The following is an 18438-nucleotide window of genomic DNA, read 5'->3' as shown; positions in this document are numbered from 1 at the left end:
ACTGGCTGTGCGCGAGCTGCGTTGCGCGAAGTTCGAGTTGCGTCGTCTTCAGTAGGACGCAGGTTCACACGTTCCGCTGTTGCGCCGGCCTCGACTGGCGCTTTTCCGGCCGTCCGCGGCGTCTTCGCCAGCCGGACGGCGCTTTGTTTGCGCGCGCGTGCCCGCCGGCCGCGCGCTGCGGAGCCGATCGCGATGTTTTCCCTGCCCCGCCAGCGCACACTGCGTTGTCCGCACACTCCGCTGTTGCGCGTCGCGCGTGCGCGGCCGGCACGTTTCGTTGCGTCGCCGACTTCCCGTCAAGCGATGCTGGCGCTTGCGCTCGCCGTCGCCTGCCTGGCGCCAACCGACGCGCACGCCGACACCGACTGCTTTCTTGCGGCGGCGGCCTATCAGCATGTGAGCCCGGTGGTGCTCAGGGCGATCGCGTGGCAGGAATCGCACGGCAATGCCAACGCGGTTCGTCGCAACCGAAACGGCTCGATCGACTACGGCATGATGCAGATAAACTCGGTTCATCTGCCGGCGCTGTTGCGCTACGGCGTGTCCGCCGCGGATCTGATGAACCCTTGCTCGAGCGTCTATGTGGCCGCGTGGCATCTGCATCGGATGATGATCAAGTATGGCAACACGTGGCAGGCGGTCGGCGCGTACCGCTCCGAAACGCCGGACGAACGCGATCGCTACGCACGCGCCATCGAAGCGCTGGTAGATAGGATGATGGCTCCCCTCGTCACCCCGCGCTAGTCGCGCAAGCGGTATCGCAGCGACGACTGGTCGCCTTGCGGCGTGCGTTGGCGCGTGTCGCTGCGTACAGCTTCGTCTCGCCGCGCAAACAAAGCGGGCGGCATGTCGATCGACATGCCGCCCGATATCGTTGACGCGACTGCGCGTGGGCCGTTACCCGTCCCCGCCGACGCTTACTTGTCGAACATTTGCTTGATGGTGTCCCAGGCCTTGACGTTCATGTTGGCCATGATGTCATTGAACTTCACCTGCGTCTGGATACGCGATGCTGCATTCGTCAGCTGCATGTTCTGATCGGCGGAGCTCTGCAGTTGCGATAGGTCCATCGCGTCCTCCGCGTTGTTCAGCAACTCGTTGGTGCCCTGCGTCGCCGCGTGCTGCGCGATGTTACCCATCTGGCCGAGCGTGCTCGTCGGCCCCAGATGATTGAGCGCCGCGTTCGCGACGGTCGAAACCGCCATGCCGACCGGCGACGTCTTGCCGAATAGGGACATCGCCGCTTCAGCCGGCTTCGCAAACGGATTGTTGCTGCGCAGGCCCGGCAACTGCGCGCCAAAGCGCAAGCCCTTCGATTCGCCTCCGGTCGCCGCTTTCGCCATGTTCTTCAATTCGCCGAACATGCCGTTGCGAAACGGATTGGTATCTTTGGCGACCTTGGGTGCGTCGGCGGGTTTGGCGGTTTCCTGGGTTTGCTCAAATGGATTGACGCCGCCGACGCCTAATCCTTTGCCTAATTCGACAGTCATCGTTACCTCCTGAATGAATGGTCCGGGAGCCCGCTTGCCGCGAAGCATCTGCCACAGCCAGCAACACGCGGCGCGGTACCGGTCCGCCTTGCGTCACCGGATCGATACGCTGTCACGTTACGCGCCCGGCGTGGCCGACGTGCGTCGTGACGCGACGAGACGGCCTGTTTTGCGAACCGGCACGAAGCGCGCACGCAAAAACGGATGCGCATGCAAGGGCCGCATGCGCCGCGCGCGCCTTGCTTCGTCATTCGGAGAACAACTTCGCGTTCACGTCATGCGGCCCGCACGCCCGCACTACAGTGGCGACGAAAGATCATCGCCGGCGCGCCCCCGAAACGACAGACGGGTCGACGCCGCGACCAACGGCCCCACGGAGAACACGATGTCCGGAACCATGATCCAGAACGGCTTTGCGAGCAGCAACCTCGGCTACATGAACGGCGTCGACGGAACCGACAACGGTAGCGGCAATTCGCAGATTCAGGCTATGGAAGAGATCCTGCAGGAACTCATTCAGGAGTTGCAGCAGATCCTCGCGTCGCAGAGCGGTTCGGACTTCGATTCGGATGGCGGCGTCGGCGGTCCGGGCAGCGTCGGTAGCGGTTCGGGCAGTTCGCCAAGCCCGGTCAGTTATGCGGCTACCCCAGCGGCCACTCCGCCGGGCACCCCGCCGGCCAGCAGCCCGGCACCGGGCAGTTCGGGCACGAGCGGTCCCGCGCCGACGACTTCGACGGACGAAAGCACGGCCCCGGGCGGACTGAGCACCGCGCCGCAGACGCAACCGCTCACCCAGCAGCAGGGCCAGCAGGTGGCCGCGCAATACGTCGCCAATCTGCAGCAGGACTTCGGCCTGACCAAGCCGCAGGCCGAAGGCATCGTCGCGAATCTGTGGCACGAAAGCGGCGGCATGAACTCCGGCATCAACCAGGGCGGACAGATCGGCGAGCCGAGTTCGAACATGGCCGACGACAACGCGAACGGCTACGGGATCGCGCAATGGGGCGGCTCGCGCAAACAAGGGCTGATCGACTACGCGCAGCAGCACGGCCTCGACCCGTCGAGCCAGGCCGCCAACTATGGCTATCTGAAACAGGAACTCGAAACCACGCAGTCGGGCGCGATCGCGGCGGTCAAGGGCACCACCACGGCCGGGCAGGCGACCGAGGCGTTCTGCAACGCGTTCGAAAAGCCGAGCGATCCGGAAATGGCGTCGCGTCTGTCGGATTTGTCGCTCGTGCAGGGTTGATGGATCGGGAGAGCGCCAGCGGCGTTCACCCCCGCGCGCGCAGCACTTCTTCAGAACACCCGATCATCCCGCGTATCAGCCGGCTGCGCTGCGAGGCGCGCGACCACAGCATCCCGAAGCGGCGCGGCTCCGTGCTCTTCGGCAGTTCGAGCCGCGCGAGCCGCAATCCTTTCGTGAGCGGCGTGCCGATATCGGTCACGAGCGACACGCCGAGGCCGCGATCCACCATCAGCGCAATCGCCATCAGCGAATTCAGTTCGAACAGTTCACGCGGCGCAATCTTCGCGCGCCGCAAATACTGGTCTGCCAGCTTGCCGCCGCCGAGCGCGCGGTCGTAGCGGATGAACGGCGCGTTCCTCCTCGTGACGGTTGTGGTGCAAATTCGGCAGGCAGGCGAGAAATCGCCCATTTTTCAGGGACCTCAACGAGCTGAAAGAACCGCCATCCAGATCGAGGGCGAAGTGATATCTTTGAGGTGCACGCCGGTGAGATCAAACTGGCCTTTGCGAATGCGATGCATCAGTTCGATGCCGGAGAGGGTAACGACCGCGTTCCGGAACCGCTTGAACCCGAGCATCACGTTCAGTCGTCAAAATTTCAAGCGTAACAGACCGACGCACCGGAATTGCACCACAACCGCGGGAATGTCCTGCCCCGGCGTGTCTACCGTCCAGAATAATCAGTAAGCGCCCAGGAGGCGATCCAGCGCGGCCGTGATCCGGTCACGGTGTTCGACAAGCGAACCGGTCTTCGGCCCCAGTTCGCTTAAGGGCACGGCCGCGACAAACGCCGGATGCAGGATGCACCGGATGCCGCCGATATCGAATGTTGGCGTGAAGTCCGCCGGGAGCTTCCCGGGCGGAAAAGCATCAGCCTGAATCAGCGGTACGACGACGCGGGTCGACAGACCTTCTAGAAAGTCGCTTTGCACGTCGACAAGATACGGTGTACTGGCGCGGCCTCTACCGCTGTTGGCATAGACGTCGAATCGCGCCATCAGAACATCCGGTATTGCGCCAAGGGAAGTCCGTTCTCTTCGACCCACTGGTTCGTGTGCCTGATGAACTCGGCGTGTTCCTCAGCCCAGCGACGGCCTTCTTCGGCCTGAATCGCCTCGCGCAAGGCCTGCTCGCAGGTGCGGGAAAAGTTGATGCCGAGATTTCTCGCCCGTTCATATACGTCCACGGGCAGCGTGACATTCGTCGCCTTGCGCGCCCCGCCTGTTAATGCATGTGCCATGGGTGAATTCTCCGTGCGAACAATGCGCATGTTTATCCACATAATAACCCACATCCGGCAGTTGGTGCCGTCGCGTCGAGAAGGCTGCGGTCATATGCGCAGGCAAGCCCTCTCTTTCGTGCGCAACGCCTGTCGGCACAAGGTGCAGGCTTGATCCTATAGGTATGTGAAGCGCCGCCATGCGAACCACCCGGCAAATGAGCATCACGCTTCCGAACGAAATCGCCACTACGGGCGGACCTGTCCTAGCGAACGCATGCGCACGAGGTTGTATGCGGCCATGTTCAACACGAACATCTGGTCGACCTTCTTCAACCCGCGCACCATTACCTGCCGCATGCGCCCTACGGTCTTCGCCTATCCAAATCCCTGTTCGATGATCCGGTCGCGAGTATCGACGCCTTTGCCAGCAGCACCAGGAGCAGCGCACGACGCTTGAGGGGAGAATCGGCGGTGGCAAGTTCGGGCGCTCGCTGATGCGGACTCGTCCACGAAGACAATCAGCCGCCCTTCTCGTCGGGCTTTTTTTTAAAGGCCGGCCAGGTGCGGCGCTTCCAGTTGCGCACGGCATCCTCGTTGCGCTCGATGGCCCGCTTCTCGGGCTTTTGCGGGCTAAAGCCCAGTGAGCCCAGGATGCGCCAAACCTGCGTCTGGCCAAAGCGAACGCCGTGCGTGCGTTCGATGACCGCGCCCACACGCTTGAGAGTCCACAGTTCAGTGCCAAATCCATGCTCGACGGGGCTTTGCAGCAGGGCGGCGCGAACAGCCGCCAACTGTTGCTCATCGAGTTGGGCCGGGCGCCCTCGCTCGCGCACCTCTCGCAGCGCATCGATGCCGCCTTCATCGAGCAGCCGCTTCCATGTGTACACCGTCTGCCGAGCCACACCCACCGCCAACGCCACCTCGGCGCAGCCCTTGCCCGCCAGCAGCAGCCGACCCGCCTTCATTCGCTTCTTTGCTGCTTCGCTCATTCGCCTTTGCGCCATGCCAACTTGTCTCCAGGACCGTCCTGAAAATATAACGCTTGAGACGCTCAAACTTGTCATGATTTACGGAAAAATCAATAGTTCACGCCAACGATCCGACCGTTTTGGGCAAGATGTTCGGTGCGGACTCGATCATGTACGTCACCATCAACCGGTGGGATGCGAAGTATGCGGTTCTAGCGACATCGGTGACAGTCGAACTCAGCTATGCGCTGAAGAGTGGCACCACCGCAGAAACTCTGTGGACCCACAGACAAACCATGGACTACTCGCCGCAAGCCGCGAACGCAGGTAAAAAACGTTCCTTTGGCTCAGCAGGCAAACGCGATCTCGGTCAACAAAGCCGGACAGGGCTTGCCGGCCGGCCCTTACGACGGTCAGTACAAGTCTGACGGCGCAAGCTTCTGAGTCGGTCGCTGCAGTTCGAGATCGAATGTTCCCGCGAAAGAAAACGCGGGAACAATTGCCAGGGGGCGAGAACGGCTACCCTCTCCCGACGCAGATGCGATACATCCGCGAAGTTGTTGCGGGACGACCTAACCCATGACGCCGTTGACCTAAGTCGCGCAAACCACGGTGCCGGTAGGCCGAGAAAGCAAGGTGCGTGTCCGGCGGTTGAATGGCCGCTTAGCGGGCGCATGCCACTGCTATGTGTCCGGTTACCGGTCGGGGCGAATGACGCCTCTTGGGCCGAACCCGGAAGTACGCGACTTCGCCAGTCCCCTCCTTATTCCACCCTTCTGTCGTCCGCCGTAGAGGCTTATTAGGCGAAGTTTACAGCTTCGCGTCCGCCTCGTGGCCGATGCCCCGACTCCCCGAGGCCGCTGAGCGACGCGGCGGATCCGTAGCCAGCGTAATCACGATCACACGCCGCACCTAGAATCGACTTCTACATGCTTGTGATGGAGGGCGCGCCCGGCACGCATCCCTCCGAACTGTCGCTGATTGAGCGGCCTCACGTGTCCCTCTCCATGCACGTCAAAAGCGCTATCCTCGATAGCTACAATGCGTAGCATGCCCGCTCTTCTGCTCATCACGTGGATTTCTGATCGATCTAAGCAAAGATATGGAGTGAGATGCGATGGCAAATCTGCTTGAATCGAATCCGGCTCCGGGCGCACCTGGCAATCCGCTGAACTGGAGCCGCGCGGACAAAGACGCCGTCGGAACGGCGTACTCGCTGTCGAGCCAGGTCTGGTACACGACAGCAGGCGGCATCCTCACGGAAATCTACTTCCCGGATGTCGACACCCCTCAGGTACGAGACTTCCAGCTGATCATTACCGACGGGTCGACCTTCTATCACGACGCGCAGAAGGACTTCGACCATCGATGCGAATGGCCGGAGCCGCCCGCCTTATCCTGCCGGCTCACGTCCCAGGCGAAAGGGCAACCCTACACCGTCGTGCAGGACGTGATCGCCGAGAAGGGTTCGGCCTGCGTGCTGGTTCGCACGACACTGCAGGGGGACCAGGATTTCCTTAACAAACTGCACGTCTATGCCTTGTTGACGCCTCACATGGCGGGATACGGCGCCGGCAACACCGCGCATCGCGTCAGCACCGCAAATGGCGATCGCCTGGTCGCGACGCGTGACCATTGCTGGCTCGCGCTTGGCGCCGACTGCGGCTTCGGCACGACGAGTTGCGGCTTCGTGGGAGTGAACGATGGCTGGACCGACATCATCGCAAACAAGCGCTTGCCGGTCTGGAACTACGACGCAGCAAAGGACGGATACGTCGCCGTGACGGCAGAGATCAACCGCGCAGGGCAGAATCAATTCGTTCTGGCACTGGCGTTTTGCGTCGACGAACCGACGCCGATTACGCAGAGCACGCCCAACAAGGCGCTGACCGCCGTATCCGAGGCGCTGGCCTACCCCTTCGACGGACCCGCCGACCCATACAGCCACAAGCAAGCGTTCATCCAGGGCTGGAACGACGCTGTTCGCGACCCGTTCCAGCCCAAGGCGAACATTACGGGCGATGGCAATGCGCTTTTCAACATGAGCCGCAACGTGTTGCTCGCGCATGAGGACAAGACGGCCGACGGCGCGTTGGTGGCTTCATTGAGCATCCCGTGGGGACAGACGATGCGGGACCTCGCTGCCGGCTACCACATGGTCTGGCCGCGTGACATGTGCCAAAGCGCACTCGCGCTGCTGGCCGCGGGCGCGCAGGATGCGCCCCTACGCGGGCTGATGTTTCTCGCTGCGTCGCAATTGGCGGATGGTAGCTTTCCGCAAAAGTTTTTCATTGACGGCGAGCCTTGGCGGGACAATGCCTCGCAGCTCGACGAATATTCCTTTCCAATCATTCTGGCTTATCACTTGAGCGAAGCCGGTCTGCTGCGTCAGTTCGATCCCACCGGCATGGTGCTGGCCGCAGCAGGCGCATTGATCAAGAACGGCCCCATGACTCAGCAGGAACGATGGGAAGAACTCGAAGGATACTCCCCTTCGACACTGGCATCGAACATCGCGGCGCTAGTCTGTGCGGCTACTAAATGGGCGGACGCCAGCACCGCCCAGTTCCTGCTCGAATACGCGGATTTTCTGGAATCGCATCTAGAGACATGGTGCGTCGCTGCGGAAGGCTCACCGGTTCCGGGCGTGACGCAACACTACATTCGAATCTTGCCGACGCACGTCAATGGCGTCTTCAGTTTTCCAGAAGATCCAGATACCGCCCAAGTAACCGTCTGGAAGAAAGACTACAACGCAAACACCATCGTGGACGCGGGTTTTCTCGAACTGGTGCGCTATGGAATTCGCGCCGCGAACGATCCGATCATCGTCAACTCGGTCAAGGTAGTTGATGCAGTAATCAGAAAAATTCTGCCGCAGGGGCCTGCCTTTTACCGATACAACCACGACGGTTATGGTCAAGGCAATCTCGGCGAGGACTGGTACGACGGCGCTACCTTCGGCGTTGGTCGCCCCTGGCCGCTGCTCACTGGCGAACGCGGTCATTACGAATTGGCCGCTGGTGGCGACTCCACATCCTACATCCGCGCTCTCGAGGCGTTCGCCGGAACGCGCGGTCTGCTTCCCGAGCAAGTGTGGGATCTGCCCGATCTGGCAAACCCGCCCTTCGTCACTGGCGGGCCGACTGGCTCTGCCATGCCGCTCGCGTGGGCCCACGCCGAATACATCAAGCTCGTTCGCTCCGCTTCGGACGGTCAGGTCTTTAACCACCTGAAAGTCGTCGCCGATCGTTATCAGTCTCAGCCCGGCCAGGCGCCGCGCGCTCGCAGCAATATCGAAATCTGGAACTTCAACCGCCCGCTGCCGTCGATTCCGGCCGCCACGACAATTCGGATCCCTTTGGCTGCGCCTTTCCGCCTGCGCTGGACGATCGACGACTGGGCCACCTCGGAGGACAGCGAAGCCACCGCAACGGCGGTCGGCATCTACTACGTCGATCTGGTCACGCAAGCAGCCCAGGCCGGTTCATCGCTTGCATTCACCTTCTTCTGGACCTCGAGTCAGACGTGGCAAGGGCAGAATTTTTCCGTCGCCCTCCAATCCTAAGCGATGCGTCGCCAACGGCAGACAATTGCTTCTGTGATGGAGAAACACACGACTTCATCTGGCATGCGATGGGCGCCGCGTCGCTCAAGGTCATGTTTTTCAGGTTCAAAGCTTTCCGCTTGCTCGCTTCACACGCTTTTGTCAGCGATACATCGCCTCGTACCGACGATAGTGGAACACCCCGTGGGGTACGCCGAATGGTCACCCCTCGCAATTCGACCGTCTGAATGCCGCTGTCGTTGGGTGGATTGGCGTGCGGTCCGGGAAAACCTTCGTACGCGGTGACGCTCAGGCGCGCAATCAATTAGGCCAGCGCGGTCCAAATGCTTACGTTACCGGGAGGGGATTCAAAAATTCCCCGTCGGCTCAGCAATGGCCAATTGTGCGCGGTTATTCCTGATCGCAATGCACCTTGAAGTGCGTTAGCACGGCGGCCCCAAACGCATTGCTTATCGCAACATCGGCGGCGTCGCGACCGTATGCCATCAAAACGCGCCCGATGCGCGGTGCGTTGTTACGCGGATCGAAGGTTTGCCAGCTACCCCCTACGTAGGCCTCAAACCACGCCGCGAAATCCATCGGCGCTGCGACGGGGGGCAAACCGACATCGCTGATATAACCGGTGCAGTAACGAGCCGGAATATTCATGGCGCGGCATAGCGTGATGCCCAGATGGGCGAAGTCCCGGCAGACGCCCCTTCGTTCGCGGTAAACGTCCACTGCGGTTTTGGTCGGCCGCGCGTGCCGGTAATCAAATGCGATATGCCGGTGCACGAAGTCGCAGATTGCGAGAACAGTCTCGCGGCCCGGCGCGCACTGTCCAAAAACCTTCCACGCGACGTCGACCATTAAATCGGTTTCACAATAGCGGCTACCCAATAGGAAAACGAGCGTATCGTCGGGCAACTGCTCGACTGGATGGCCCCGACCGTCTTTCGGACGCGTTTCCATCGCATTTGGCACATTCAGAAGCGCGGTCGTGCTCAAGCCAACACGCCCGGCGGGCGCGATTATCCGCGTGCACAGGTTGCCGAACAAGTCGCGGTACTGCCTCGTCGCCACCGGCGGATCGGTAACGAGCAGATCTGCCTCGACAATATCCTTTGCATGCGAAAAGTGCGTGTTCAGCATCAGCATCATCGGCGTCGGTTGTGAGCACTCGTACGACAGTTCGTATCCGACGCGAAGCTTCATATACTTATCCTGTTCGTCTGATCCCGGAGGTTGGGGCCGGCAACTCAAAGGCGTGCGGCCCGGGACAGCCACAACAGATGATCCCACGACGCCGGGCGTCACGCTCGCATTCAAAAACAATCGCCGCTACCTGGCCTGAGCGGCCCTGTGGTCTGTTGAAATGAAATGAACGCCGTCTCCCGGTGGGAGATTGGGCCCGACGCCAATGCTCTCATCGGCGACGACCGTCGTGCGTGCGACGTCGAACGCAGCTAGTGACCGTACTCGGCGGGACGAGTGAGTGTGTCGAGGCGGCGAAACAGGAATGGAATCAGCTAGTCGGGCCAAGCAGCAGGTCGATTGCGGCTTGTCCGGCGACTTCCCCAACCAGGTAGGCCCATCGTTCAGTAAAAGGGCCGTTGCGCAGCGCGATCCGGCCCCCCCGCGCGCCGAGCACTTCGAGGTTGGTACCGCCTTTGATCTGGACAGTCACGTTGAACGTGTCCTCCGCAGCCGGAGTCAACTCGACGTGAATCTCGAAGCCACGATAGGTGATCATTCGTTGCATGAAAGCCTCCATGTCGTTATCGGAGACTAACACGCGAACGTTGCATGGCTCATACGGCTACAGGCGCTGATCCCGTATGAGGTACCGGCGTCGTAATTCTGCTTGCAGAGGCGTTCGAGACGGCAATTGCCTATTGGTTGAACTGCGCCCCGAGTACTGATGGTCCTGACAGACGTGCCGAGCGTCGGGAAGGGACCGGGTGCCGCGAGATGCGTTCTTTCCGGTTGCACCAGATGCTTCAAGATTCCCCGACCCTTCGACCGTGAGCCGCTGGTACCTGAATTCGCAATTCCCGACTTTCGCTTGAACTCTTGAGCGGCTGTTATGCGCTGCCGAGCCGCCGCCCGAACGACCGATGAGTTCGCCCCGTGAAGGGCGGCTTGATGGCCGACTTGTGCCCCATGGCCCGGTGCTGGGAAGCCCGTGCCTTGCCGCGCGCTTCCCGATGACACGAGATGGTCATACGCGGTGGCGCGCAGCCGTTAGCACTCAACGTAAGAGCGACCTGTGGTCCGCACCGGTCTCACGGTTCCGATCCTATAAATCCAGCCAATTCCTCGGGTCTTCCCAAGGGGAATGCTTCCTTAATGTGATCGAGAAAGGCGGAAACGCGAGGGCTTAGCAAGCGCCGCGAAGGATAAAGCGCCCATAGTGTGACGTCAGGGCCATCCAGGTCACCCCAATGCGTAAGCCTGCCGGCTGCGATGTCATGGCTCACAAGCGACAGCGGCAGGCTAGCGGCACCCACGCCGAGACGGACCGTATCGCGGACCATGATCAACGACGACAGGTAAGCAACCGCCTTGATCGATATGCGCGATTTTCCCTTCAGGCCTGTGACATCCCACGAAGCAATCCGATCATGCCCTCCGCGAAGGACAGCCGGAACACTCGACTCGTCCTCCGGTCGCGCCAAGCCCGGGTTAGCCACGACGACCAGCCGGTCGCGCAGGAATACCCGGCCGATCAGGCTCTCGTCAGGATCGGGGTTGACCCGAATCACCAGGTCGTACCCTTCCTCGACCATATCGACGGGGCGATCTTCCGTCGTCACTTCCAGTCGAATCTCGGGATATTTCAGCGCGAACGTGGCGACCAGCTTACCCATTGCGATCTGAGAAAAGAGCGCCGGCGCGCTGATGCGCAGTCGACCGCGCGGTTGTTCGCTACCGGATGTGATGGCAGCGGCGCTCTCGTTAAGCGCGGCGAGGAGCGCACCGGTCCGCTCGTAAAGGGCACGTCCTTCCTGCGTGAGTTTCAATCCGCGCGGTCCGCGTTCAAACAGCCTGAGACGAAGGCTGTTTTCGAGTTCGCTGACCCTGCGCGAGAGCGTGGCCTTCGGACGCTCCGTCGCACGAGCGGCCTCGCCGAAGCTCCCGTGACGGGCGACCAGGTTGAAATCAGCGAGAGCAAGCAGATCCATGCGTTCCACCAGTGAGATACCCTGTCTCCTTATAGCATCTTCCGGACCGGACATGGATCACTTACCTTGGAGGCATCCCAACCAACCCAAGGAGTAACACCATGACTATCCTCGTTACCGGCGCGACCGGCCGTGTCGGCCGCCAGGTCGTCAATCAGCTTGCCACCCGCGGAGCCGACGTGCGCGTGCTCGTGCGCGATCCTTCGAAGGCCGACTTTCCTGCCGGCGTGGCTGTCGTACAGGGCGACATGCTCGATATCGACTCCCTGCGCAGAGCGTTCGCCGGCGCCCGCACACTGTTCCTGCTTAACGCCGTGGCAGGCGACGAATTCACCCAGGCGCTCATCACGCTCAACGTTGCTCGCGAGTCCGGCGTCGAGCGCGTGGTCTACCTGTCGGTCATGCACGCCGAGCGCTTCGTGAATGTGCCGCATTTTGCAGTGAAGTCCGGCGCCGAGCGAATGATCGAACAGATGGGCTTCAGCGCCACTATCCTGCGTCCGGCGTACTTCATGGATAACGAGCTGATGATCAAGGACGTTGTCGTCAATCATGGGGTCTACCCGATGCCCATTGGCGGCAAGGGAGTCGCGATGGTCGACACCCGCGACATTGCGGAGGTCGCGGCGATCGAACTGCTGCGTCGGGATCAGGCGCCGGGCAAACTGCCTGTCGAAGTCATCAACCTCGTTGGACCTGACACATTGACGGGTTCGGAACTGGCCTCCATCTGGTCAGAGCTTCTTGGCCGTGCGGTTGCCTACGGCGGGGACGATCCCGCCCAATTCGAGCAGAATCTGGCGAACTTCCTGCCAAAGTGGATGGCGTATGAAATGCGCCTGATGGCCGAGCGCTACGTCAGCGACGGCATGGTGCCGGAGGCCGGCGATGTCGAGCGACTCGTCAGCATTCTGGGCCGCCCGCTGCACTCGTACCGCGATTTCGCCGCCAGGCTCGCTGGCTGAGCTTCGAACCCCCGTCCTTGGCTGAGCAATATTAGACGAGGATTGGAACGGCATCGGAACGGGGTGTCCTGGAGGCGGACGTCAGTGTCGCACGGGTGCGAATGTGCTACTGCGCCCGATATTCGGGCGAGTTAAGTACGAGCCCTGATCGCGTCGGGTTCCTTCGGCACCTCGTCGCCTGGCCGGAAATCGGCGGCTTTCATGTTCTCGTGCAGATGGGCAACGGACGACGTGCCCGAAATCTGCACGATGTGCGGGGATCGATGTAGCAGCTACGTGAGCGCGACGTACATCGGCGTCGCATTCGATCGTCTATTCTTGGCCCGTCACTGGGTCGAACCGGAGACCGGTGAGGTCTTCAACAGGTCGATCAAGCGCGCAGCGTTCCTCGAACACTTCGCGAATCGCGCGCCTTGTTTGATTGGGATGGAGATGTGCAGCAGACAGGCATGATGTTCGAGCGAAGTCAGGGGAACGGTCCGCTCGCCGGCAGACAGCCCTGATGATAGATCAGGATTGACAGGACGGTCCTCCCCAATGAAAGTAGGGCTAGGGTGAACGCCGAGGTGTTGCCAAGCGCCAGCACGCCCAGACTTTGCGAGTACCGCGTCCGACGAGCACATGGTTTGCCGTGTCCCTTGACCGAGAGGGCGAGTCAGCGCTTCGACTTGCCGTTCAAAGGGGAAAAGCCGAATGAAGGATCTCCTTGCGAACGGTGGCTGGCGGGGGATGCACGCAACCAGAACGACCAAAGGGATCGTTCAATCGCGCTCCGTTGCCGCGATCCTGTTCGCCGGCGCTATCAGCATAGCGATCGCGACCTGGGTATGCTTTCGCTTGGGAGCCGGCGTCGCGGTCGTTGGGTTCGTCTACCTGATCGAGGTCTTGCTGGTGTCACTGATGGGCAGCCTCGTTTCATCGGTAGCTATCTCGGTGATCGCTGTTGGTTGCCTCAACTTTTTCTTTACACAGCCACTATTTACCTTCCGGGTAGATGCCCAGCAGGACATCGTAGTGTTGACTGCCTTTTTTGTGACATCGTTCGTCGTCACCTTTCTCGTGCATAGGACTCGCCAACTGGCAGCGGTCCATCGTGAGCAGGCACAGCTTCTCGACCTTACCCACGACAGCGTGGTAGCTCGCGATATGGACGATGTAATTACCTACTGGAACAGCGGCGCGGAAGCGCTTTATGGGTGGAAGAAACACGAGGCGCTCGGCCACGTTGCCGACCGTCTGCTTCGCACGCGTTTTCCTGCAGCACCCGAGGACATCAAAAAAACTTTGATTGAAACGGGCCGTTGGGAAGGCGAGATCGTCAATACCCGGCGCGACGGGTCGGAAGCCGCAGTGGCCAGCCGTTGGGCCCTGGTGCGAGACGAACAGGGGCGACCGATCGCGATCCTCGAAACGGGCACCGACATCACCGAGCGCAAGCGGGTCGAAGAGGCGCTGCAACAGGTGTCTCGTTTGACGTCGATCGGCGAATTGGGCGCGTCGGTGGCCCACGAAATCGCCCAGCCTCTCGCAGCGGTCGCCACCCATGGTGCCGCGTGCCTGCGATGGATTGACCGGGACGTACCCGACCTTGAAAAAGTGCGAGCCTCCGTGCAACGCATGCTTACTGATGTACAACGCGCGACCGAGATCGTCAGACACGTCCGCATGCTCGCAAAGCGGATTGCCCCTGAGATGACGCGACTCGAAATCAACGAGCTGATCAGTGACGTCATGGTACTGCTCCAGCGCGAGGTCTTGAAGCACAATGTAGCACTGCGCGCGACCCTTGCTTCGAAACTGCCGGCGGTGCTTGGCGATCGGATCCAACTGGCACAAGTCATCACGAATCTGATTACAAACGGTATCCAGGCAATGAGCACGATCGAAGACCGGCCGCGCGAACTGACGATCAAGTCGTGGCGCAGCGACGACGGCTATGTGATCGTCTCGGTGCAAGATTCCGGGACAGGAATTGACCTGCAGCACGCCGATCGGCTATTCGAACCGTTCTTCACTACGAAGCCCGAAGGTATGGGTGTGGGGCTTTCTATTTGCCGTTCGATTATCGATGCCCATGGTGGGCGGGTGTGGGCAGAGAACAATGCCGGATACGGCGCGACTTTTCGGTTCACTATTCCCGTGATCGGCGATAGCGGATCGGGGGAATAACCGGTTGCGGCCCCAGAATTGCAGGTTCCGCCTGCACTGGCAGCCCGCTGCCGGTCCCACCAGTATCGATGAAAGCGGGACGGACTATCTATAACGGGTCGGCAAGACTCATCCATCCATGACTTAGCTGACATTCATCGGCACCCGGTTGCGAAGGTCAGCAAAGCGACCTGCTGCCGCCGCACGCTGCCCGATCGGCAACCGACCGCTATGGCCGGATCATGGGTCCAACAAAATGTTGGACGAAACGTCCCTTAACTGAGCGAAGCGGATCTTCGAATGTCCGCCCGGATCGCTGAGCGAACGACAGTTGATGGGCCGAAAGCCCCCCAAAAGAAATATCGGCAAGTCAACCCTTCTTTCGTCTTTCGATTTCTTGTTTCACACGTTCGATTTCAAGCCGTTTAGCTTCCTTTGTTCCCCATCGTGGCGCTGTGTTCTGGGTGGCTTCGGCGGCTGCACGAATGCGTGCTTTGGCAGCAAGTTGATTGGCTCTGCGTTCGTCCAGCTCCCTCATTTTGGCCGCTTGCCGTTCGGCGAAGCGTTCAGCCGCGATGGGTGTGGTTCGTTCAGGTAGTCCAGCAAGGACCACAAGCTTGTCGATATTGTCCCAGGTGCTGATCCAGCCGTCGTTGTAGGCAAACTCGCTAATCAACGGGAGATTGAGTGCCGTGTAGATCGGGACCCAGTTTTCTTCTTCGCCCTGGCGGCGACGCACAGCGAGTTTGGGATTGAACTGGTACCGCCCGGTGGATACGCGCAGGAACAGGGATCTATTGTAGGCATAGTCTCTGTCGATTTCGTTCCTCGCCAGCACGCCAGAAAGATGCTGGCGCTTGTTGCGCTCTGGCCGCGCGATGTTAGCGGGTAAGTGTTGCCAGGCATCGAGGATGGTTTGGGTCTGGAACGCGCTGTCTGAATTGCCTCGTATCTTGCTGAATCGTGCTTTGAACAATACCCACAGGGTCTGGAACAGAAAGTATTCAGACAGATGCCGGTCGATGCGGACCAAACGATCGCCCGCTCTGACATCAATGCAGGGCGGAGCCAGGCATTCATAGATTGCCGCCAGCGGGCCAGCAGCGAACTTTGCATCGCCAAATGCCTGACGCAAAGCCCAGTGCAGGGCATTGTGACCATAGTGATCGACGGCATCGCGGTCGGCACCGCGCTCCAGCAGGGCTTCCACCAGCGCCACATTTCCTGCAGCAGCGGCGGCCATCAGCGGCGTCTGGTTCATTGGCAGACGATGATCGACGCCATGCTGGTCACACTGCCTGAGGATGTCCTTGAAGCGGTTGGCGAAGAAAGGGACGTAGCTCTTGCGGGCGAACACCGCGCGCTGCTGATCAAAGGTTCGTGCCTGCTCGAATTTCGCCTCGACTGCCAGCCACTCGGCGAGCTGCGGTTCATCGAAGCAGGTGGCATAGTCAAAGAGTTGCTGCTTGCCCTTGTTGCCCGGAGACTGCTCGCGGAAGACCTTGATCAGCAGTTCCCTGACCTTGGCCTCATCGAACACCGGCCACGGCACCGGGACCTGCTTCAAGATGGTGCGGCGGATGGCCTCCGCCTGCTCCTGCTTGCCCTGCAGTTCAAGTTTGCGTGCTTCCTTCTGCCAGTCTTCGAGCGTGGATTGCCTGGCCTCGATCCTGGTCTGGCCGACGATCAGATCCAGCAACCCGAACAGATCATGCCCTGTGTCCGACTCGATCATGTAGATGTTCTTGATGGCGCGCGTCAGCGCTACATACAGGGCATTGACGAAGAATTTATAGACTTCGAGCGACTTGTCACTCTTGTCTTTAGCGCGTTTGTAATCCAGTGTCTCGACCGCCAGATCGGTCCTGGCGATGCCCTCGACAATGTCGTTGAACTCGCCCCGGTGATCCGAGATGAAACGGTAGAGCACGATGTTCTCGTATTCGAGACCCTTGGCTTCGTGGATCGAGAACAACAGTGGCGTGGCAAAGTGCTTGCGGGCGTCGGCCTTGTCCTCATCGCGCATTACCAGGACGGCGAACTGGGCGGATTGGCGAATCTTCTGGTCCAGTTCGCGCTTGGTGGCGTCCTTGTCGGGTATCAGCGTAACTTGGCCGGTCTCGCCGCCGACGGCCTGGACCAGGAAGTTGCTCTCCCGGTCGATGGAGCCGAAGCGCCGCTGCTTGATCTTGAGCAACTGATTGGCGACGCGAGTGGCCTCCAGGCCGTTGCGAAAGTTGGCCATTAGCACGCGTAATTCCTGCCGCTCGGCCAGTTTCGGGTCCTTCCAGAACAGGCTCTTGACTTGACTCCAGGAAAAAAAATTGGGATGGACAATCTGGTTGGAATCCCCGCAGAGCATGAAATGGCCAGGCCTCTTCATGGTTTTCAGCACGAGCGCGAGTTGCACGGTGGTGATGTCCTGCACCTCGTCAATAACCACGAAGTCGTAGCGCGGCGCAGCCAGCGCTTGCCAGTCCTGGGCGACCAGATTCAGGTCGTAGAGCTTTGCCTCGGCCAGCCAGGCGCGATACTTCTCAAACAGATTGTAGAGTTGGTCGCGCCGTTCTACGGGAAAGATCGATTGACGCACCCCCAGTGCTTGATACTCGTCGCGCGACAGGACACCGCCCGACCCGGCGGCAATCACGCCGCGAATCTCCTCGAAAGCCTGGTGGGCATCGAGATCCTTGAAGTTCTGCCGTATACGCGAGTACCAGCCCGCAAAGTCGCGCCAGCTAGCCTCGCGTCCTGCCGGAACGCGGATCGACTCGACAAACTCCCGGTAGGACAGAAATACGGCATCCTGACCGCCATGCTCGAAACCGTTGGCGTAATAAAGGTCGCGGGCGCTCTGCGCCAGGAAGGCGGAGTGAGTGACGTAGAGGACCTCACCTTCGGCATGCTTGAGCTTTTCAAGCGTCAGTGCGGTCTTGCCGCTGCCAGCGCTGCCGACGACAACCAAGGGAGGTGGCTGTCGGTAAATGGTCTCCTGCGTGTCATCAAACGAGATCGGTTTGTCGAGCAGGTGAATGCCGGTACGCTCGGGATGAAGGTAGCGTAGAGCTTGCGCCTCCCTGATGGCGTCATCAGCGCTGATGTCTGGAATTTTGCTCTCGTCAATCGCCGCGCCGCGCAGGAAACGTGACTTATCGTAGGCGTGATTGGCGATCACTTCCAGCATCAGTGCGCAGACTTCATCCCCGTGGCGCACCAGCGAGAACAACAGCCGGTCGGCGTCATCCAGCTTCGCCCGGTAGAACTTGCCGTGACTCAGATTGGCGAGCTTCTTGACTTGGGCAGCACGGAAGTCGTGGCGGGCGATGGCCGCAGACACCTTGTCGTAGCTGGCCTTGACGCGTGAGGTGTCGAGACCTGTGTATTCGAGAATCTTCATGAGGCGATGAGGACAAGTGCAAGAGCAAGAGCAAGAGCAAGAATTCTCTCATGGCCGTCTGCTCTCATGGCCGTCTGGCCTGCCAGCCTCTATAGCAAGTTTTCCGGTCATTCCTGAGCGGCAGTTATCCGACCTGGACCGGACGCCCTATGACAGAGTATTTCCTCATGCTGAATGACTGGTTCGGGCCGTCTACTGCCCGATACGCTTGACGGACCACCTCAGGGCGTGAAACAGCCCCTCACTGAACCGCTTAGCAGACGTTCCA

General features: G+C 60.5%; 14 protein-coding genes and 4 pseudogenes. 7 read left to right on the top strand and 11 right to left on the bottom strand.

The features are described 5' to 3' along the window. The first annotated feature begins 303 nt into the window (after window positions 1-303). On the top strand, window positions 304-744 hold the full coding sequence (locus OKW41_RS20285) for a lytic transglycosylase domain-containing protein (protein ID WP_429574349.1): 441 nt from the start codon (window positions 304-306) through the stop codon (window positions 742-744). A 173-nt stretch (window positions 745-917) separates the two neighbouring features. On the opposite strand, the gene OKW41_RS20280 is transcribed toward OKW41_RS20285, so the two are convergent. Further along, window positions 918-1490, bottom strand: a complete 573-nt coding sequence (locus OKW41_RS20280) for a hypothetical protein (RefSeq protein WP_429573755.1) — start codon at window positions 1488-1490, stop codon at window positions 918-920. 385 nt (window positions 1491-1875) lie between these two features. Between OKW41_RS20280 and OKW41_RS20275 the strand changes: the two genes are divergently transcribed. Beyond that, on the top strand, window positions 1876-2739 hold the full coding sequence (locus tag OKW41_RS20275; RefSeq protein ID WP_429573754.1) for a phage tail tip lysozyme: 864 nt from the start codon (window positions 1876-1878) through the stop codon (window positions 2737-2739). A 25-nt stretch (window positions 2740-2764) separates the two neighbouring features. Here the strand turns inward: OKW41_RS20275 and OKW41_RS20270 are convergent, their stop codons facing one another. The 6 genes and pseudogenes from OKW41_RS20270 to OKW41_RS20245 form a co-directional block, all read right to left on the bottom strand. Continuing rightward, window positions 2765-3148: a LysR substrate-binding domain-containing protein gene (locus tag OKW41_RS20270; RefSeq protein ID WP_429573753.1), complete on the bottom strand. Its 384-nt coding sequence runs from the start codon at window positions 3146-3148 to the stop codon at window positions 2765-2767. 12 nt (window positions 3149-3160) lie between these two features. Continuing rightward, window positions 3161-3328: pseudogene (locus OKW41_RS20265) on the bottom strand (IS6 family transposase); the annotation flags it as partial. A 90-nt stretch (window positions 3329-3418) separates the two neighbouring features. Further along, window positions 3419-3736, bottom strand: a complete 318-nt coding sequence (locus OKW41_RS20260) for a CcdB family protein (protein ID WP_429573752.1) — start codon at window positions 3734-3736, stop codon at window positions 3419-3421. Continuing rightward, the gene (locus OKW41_RS20255) at window positions 3736-4008 is read right to left on the bottom strand and encodes a type II toxin-antitoxin system CcdA family antitoxin (protein ID WP_429573751.1); all 273 of its coding nucleotides are present in this window, start codon (window positions 4006-4008) and stop codon (window positions 3736-3738) included. Before OKW41_RS20255 ends, OKW41_RS20260 begins: the two co-directional genes overlap by 1 nt. A gap of 198 nt (window positions 4009-4206) precedes the next feature. After that, a pseudogene (locus OKW41_RS20250) lies at window positions 4207-4362 on the bottom strand (transposase); the annotation flags it as partial. Between the two features lie 51 nt (window positions 4363-4413). Next, a pseudogene (locus tag OKW41_RS20245) lies at window positions 4414-4964 on the bottom strand (IS630 family transposase); the annotation flags it as partial. Window positions 4965-5041: 77 nt separating this feature from the next. Between OKW41_RS20245 and OKW41_RS20240 the strand changes: the two are divergent. Then, window positions 5042-5356, top strand: a complete 315-nt coding sequence (locus tag OKW41_RS20240) for a GNA1162 family protein (RefSeq protein WP_429574348.1) — start codon at window positions 5042-5044, stop codon at window positions 5354-5356. A 689-nt stretch (window positions 5357-6045) separates the two neighbouring features. Beyond that, window positions 6046-8496 (top strand): glycoside hydrolase family 15 protein, encoded by a 2451-nt coding sequence (locus OKW41_RS20235; RefSeq protein ID WP_429573750.1) that lies wholly within the window; start codon window positions 6046-6048, stop codon window positions 8494-8496. A gap of 390 nt (window positions 8497-8886) precedes the next feature. On the opposite strand, the gene OKW41_RS20230 is transcribed toward OKW41_RS20235, so the two are convergent. The 3 genes from OKW41_RS20230 to OKW41_RS20220 form a co-directional block, all read right to left on the bottom strand. Further along, window positions 8887-9690 carry a transglutaminase-like domain-containing protein gene (locus OKW41_RS20230; RefSeq protein ID WP_184012647.1) on the bottom strand — a complete coding sequence of 268 codons (804 nt, stop codon included), beginning with the start codon at window positions 9688-9690 and terminating at the stop codon, window positions 8887-8889. A gap of 310 nt (window positions 9691-10000) precedes the next feature. After that, the gene (locus OKW41_RS20225) at window positions 10001-10237 is read right to left on the bottom strand and encodes a hypothetical protein (protein WP_429448205.1); all 237 of its coding nucleotides are present in this window, start codon (window positions 10235-10237) and stop codon (window positions 10001-10003) included. 523 nt (window positions 10238-10760) lie between these two features. Continuing rightward, window positions 10761-11660, bottom strand: a complete 900-nt coding sequence (locus OKW41_RS20220; RefSeq protein ID WP_429573749.1) for a LysR family transcriptional regulator — start codon at window positions 11658-11660, stop codon at window positions 10761-10763. Window positions 11661-11761: 101 nt separating this feature from the next. On the opposite strand from OKW41_RS20220, the gene OKW41_RS20215 reads away from it, so the two are divergent. The 3 genes and pseudogenes from OKW41_RS20215 to OKW41_RS20205 all read left to right on the top strand — a co-directional run bounded on the left by OKW41_RS20215 (window position 11762) and on the right by OKW41_RS20205 (window position 14794). After that, window positions 11762-12625: an SDR family oxidoreductase gene (locus tag OKW41_RS20215; protein ID WP_429573748.1), complete on the top strand. Its 864-nt coding sequence runs from the start codon at window positions 11762-11764 to the stop codon at window positions 12623-12625. 249 nt (window positions 12626-12874) lie between these two features. Next, window positions 12875-13063, top strand: a pseudogene (locus OKW41_RS20210) (hypothetical protein); the annotation flags it as partial. 255 nt (window positions 13064-13318) lie between these two features. Further along, window positions 13319-14794 (top strand): ATP-binding protein, encoded by a 1476-nt coding sequence (locus OKW41_RS20205; RefSeq protein ID WP_429573747.1) that lies wholly within the window; start codon window positions 13319-13321, stop codon window positions 14792-14794. A gap of 349 nt (window positions 14795-15143) precedes the next feature. Here the strand turns inward: OKW41_RS20205 and OKW41_RS20200 are convergent, their stop codons facing one another. Next, the gene (locus tag OKW41_RS20200; RefSeq protein WP_429573746.1) at window positions 15144-18170 is read right to left on the bottom strand and encodes an ankyrin repeat domain-containing protein; all 3027 of its coding nucleotides are present in this window, start codon (window positions 18168-18170) and stop codon (window positions 15144-15146) included. Window positions 18171-18438 lie beyond the last annotated feature (268 nt).

The sequence above is a fragment of the Paraburkholderia sp. UCT70 genome (assembly GCF_050434085.1).
Lineage (GTDB): Bacteria > Pseudomonadota > Gammaproteobacteria > Burkholderiales > Burkholderiaceae > Paraburkholderia > Paraburkholderia tuberum.
Note: the sequence above shows the minus strand (reverse complement) of the source record. Positions and strands in the feature narration are given on the sequence as shown.

Bases quoted from the DNA above. Each gene is read 5' to 3' on its own strand.
- OKW41_RS20285 (WP_429574349.1), top strand. From the start codon at position 304: ATGCTGGCGCTTGCGCTCGCCGTCGCCTGCCTGGCGCCAACCGACGCG.
- OKW41_RS20280 (WP_429573755.1), bottom strand. From the start codon at position 1,490: ATGACTGTCGAATTAGGCAAAGGATTAGGCGTCGGCGGCGTCAATCCA.
- OKW41_RS20275 (WP_429573754.1), top strand. From the start codon at position 1,876: ATGTCCGGAACCATGATCCAGAACGGCTTTGCGAGCAGCAACCTCGGC.
- OKW41_RS20270 (WP_429573753.1), bottom strand. From the start codon at position 3,148: ATGGGCGATTTCTCGCCTGCCTGCCGAATTTGCACCACAACCGTCACG.
- OKW41_RS20260 (WP_429573752.1), bottom strand. From the start codon at position 3,736: ATGGCGCGATTCGACGTCTATGCCAACAGCGGTAGAGGCCGCGCCAGT.
- OKW41_RS20255 (WP_429573751.1), bottom strand. From the start codon at position 4,008: ATGCGCATTGTTCGCACGGAGAATTCACCCATGGCACATGCATTAACA.
- OKW41_RS20235 (WP_429573750.1), top strand. From the start codon at position 6,046: ATGGCAAATCTGCTTGAATCGAATCCGGCTCCGGGCGCACCTGGCAAT.
- OKW41_RS20230 (WP_184012647.1), bottom strand. From the start codon at position 9,690: ATGAAGCTTCGCGTCGGATACGAACTGTCGTACGAGTGCTCACAACCG.
- OKW41_RS20225 (WP_429448205.1), bottom strand. From the start codon at position 10,237: ATGCAACGAATGATCACCTATCGTGGCTTCGAGATTCACGTCGAGTTG.
- OKW41_RS20220 (WP_429573749.1), bottom strand. From the start codon at position 11,660: ATGGATCTGCTTGCTCTCGCTGATTTCAACCTGGTCGCCCGTCACGGG.
- OKW41_RS20215 (WP_429573748.1), top strand. From the start codon at position 11,762: ATGACTATCCTCGTTACCGGCGCGACCGGCCGTGTCGGCCGCCAGGTC.
- OKW41_RS20205 (WP_429573747.1), top strand. From the start codon at position 13,319: ATGAAGGATCTCCTTGCGAACGGTGGCTGGCGGGGGATGCACGCAACC.
- OKW41_RS20200 (WP_429573746.1), bottom strand. From the start codon at position 18,170: ATGAAGATTCTCGAATACACAGGTCTCGACACCTCACGCGTCAAGGCC.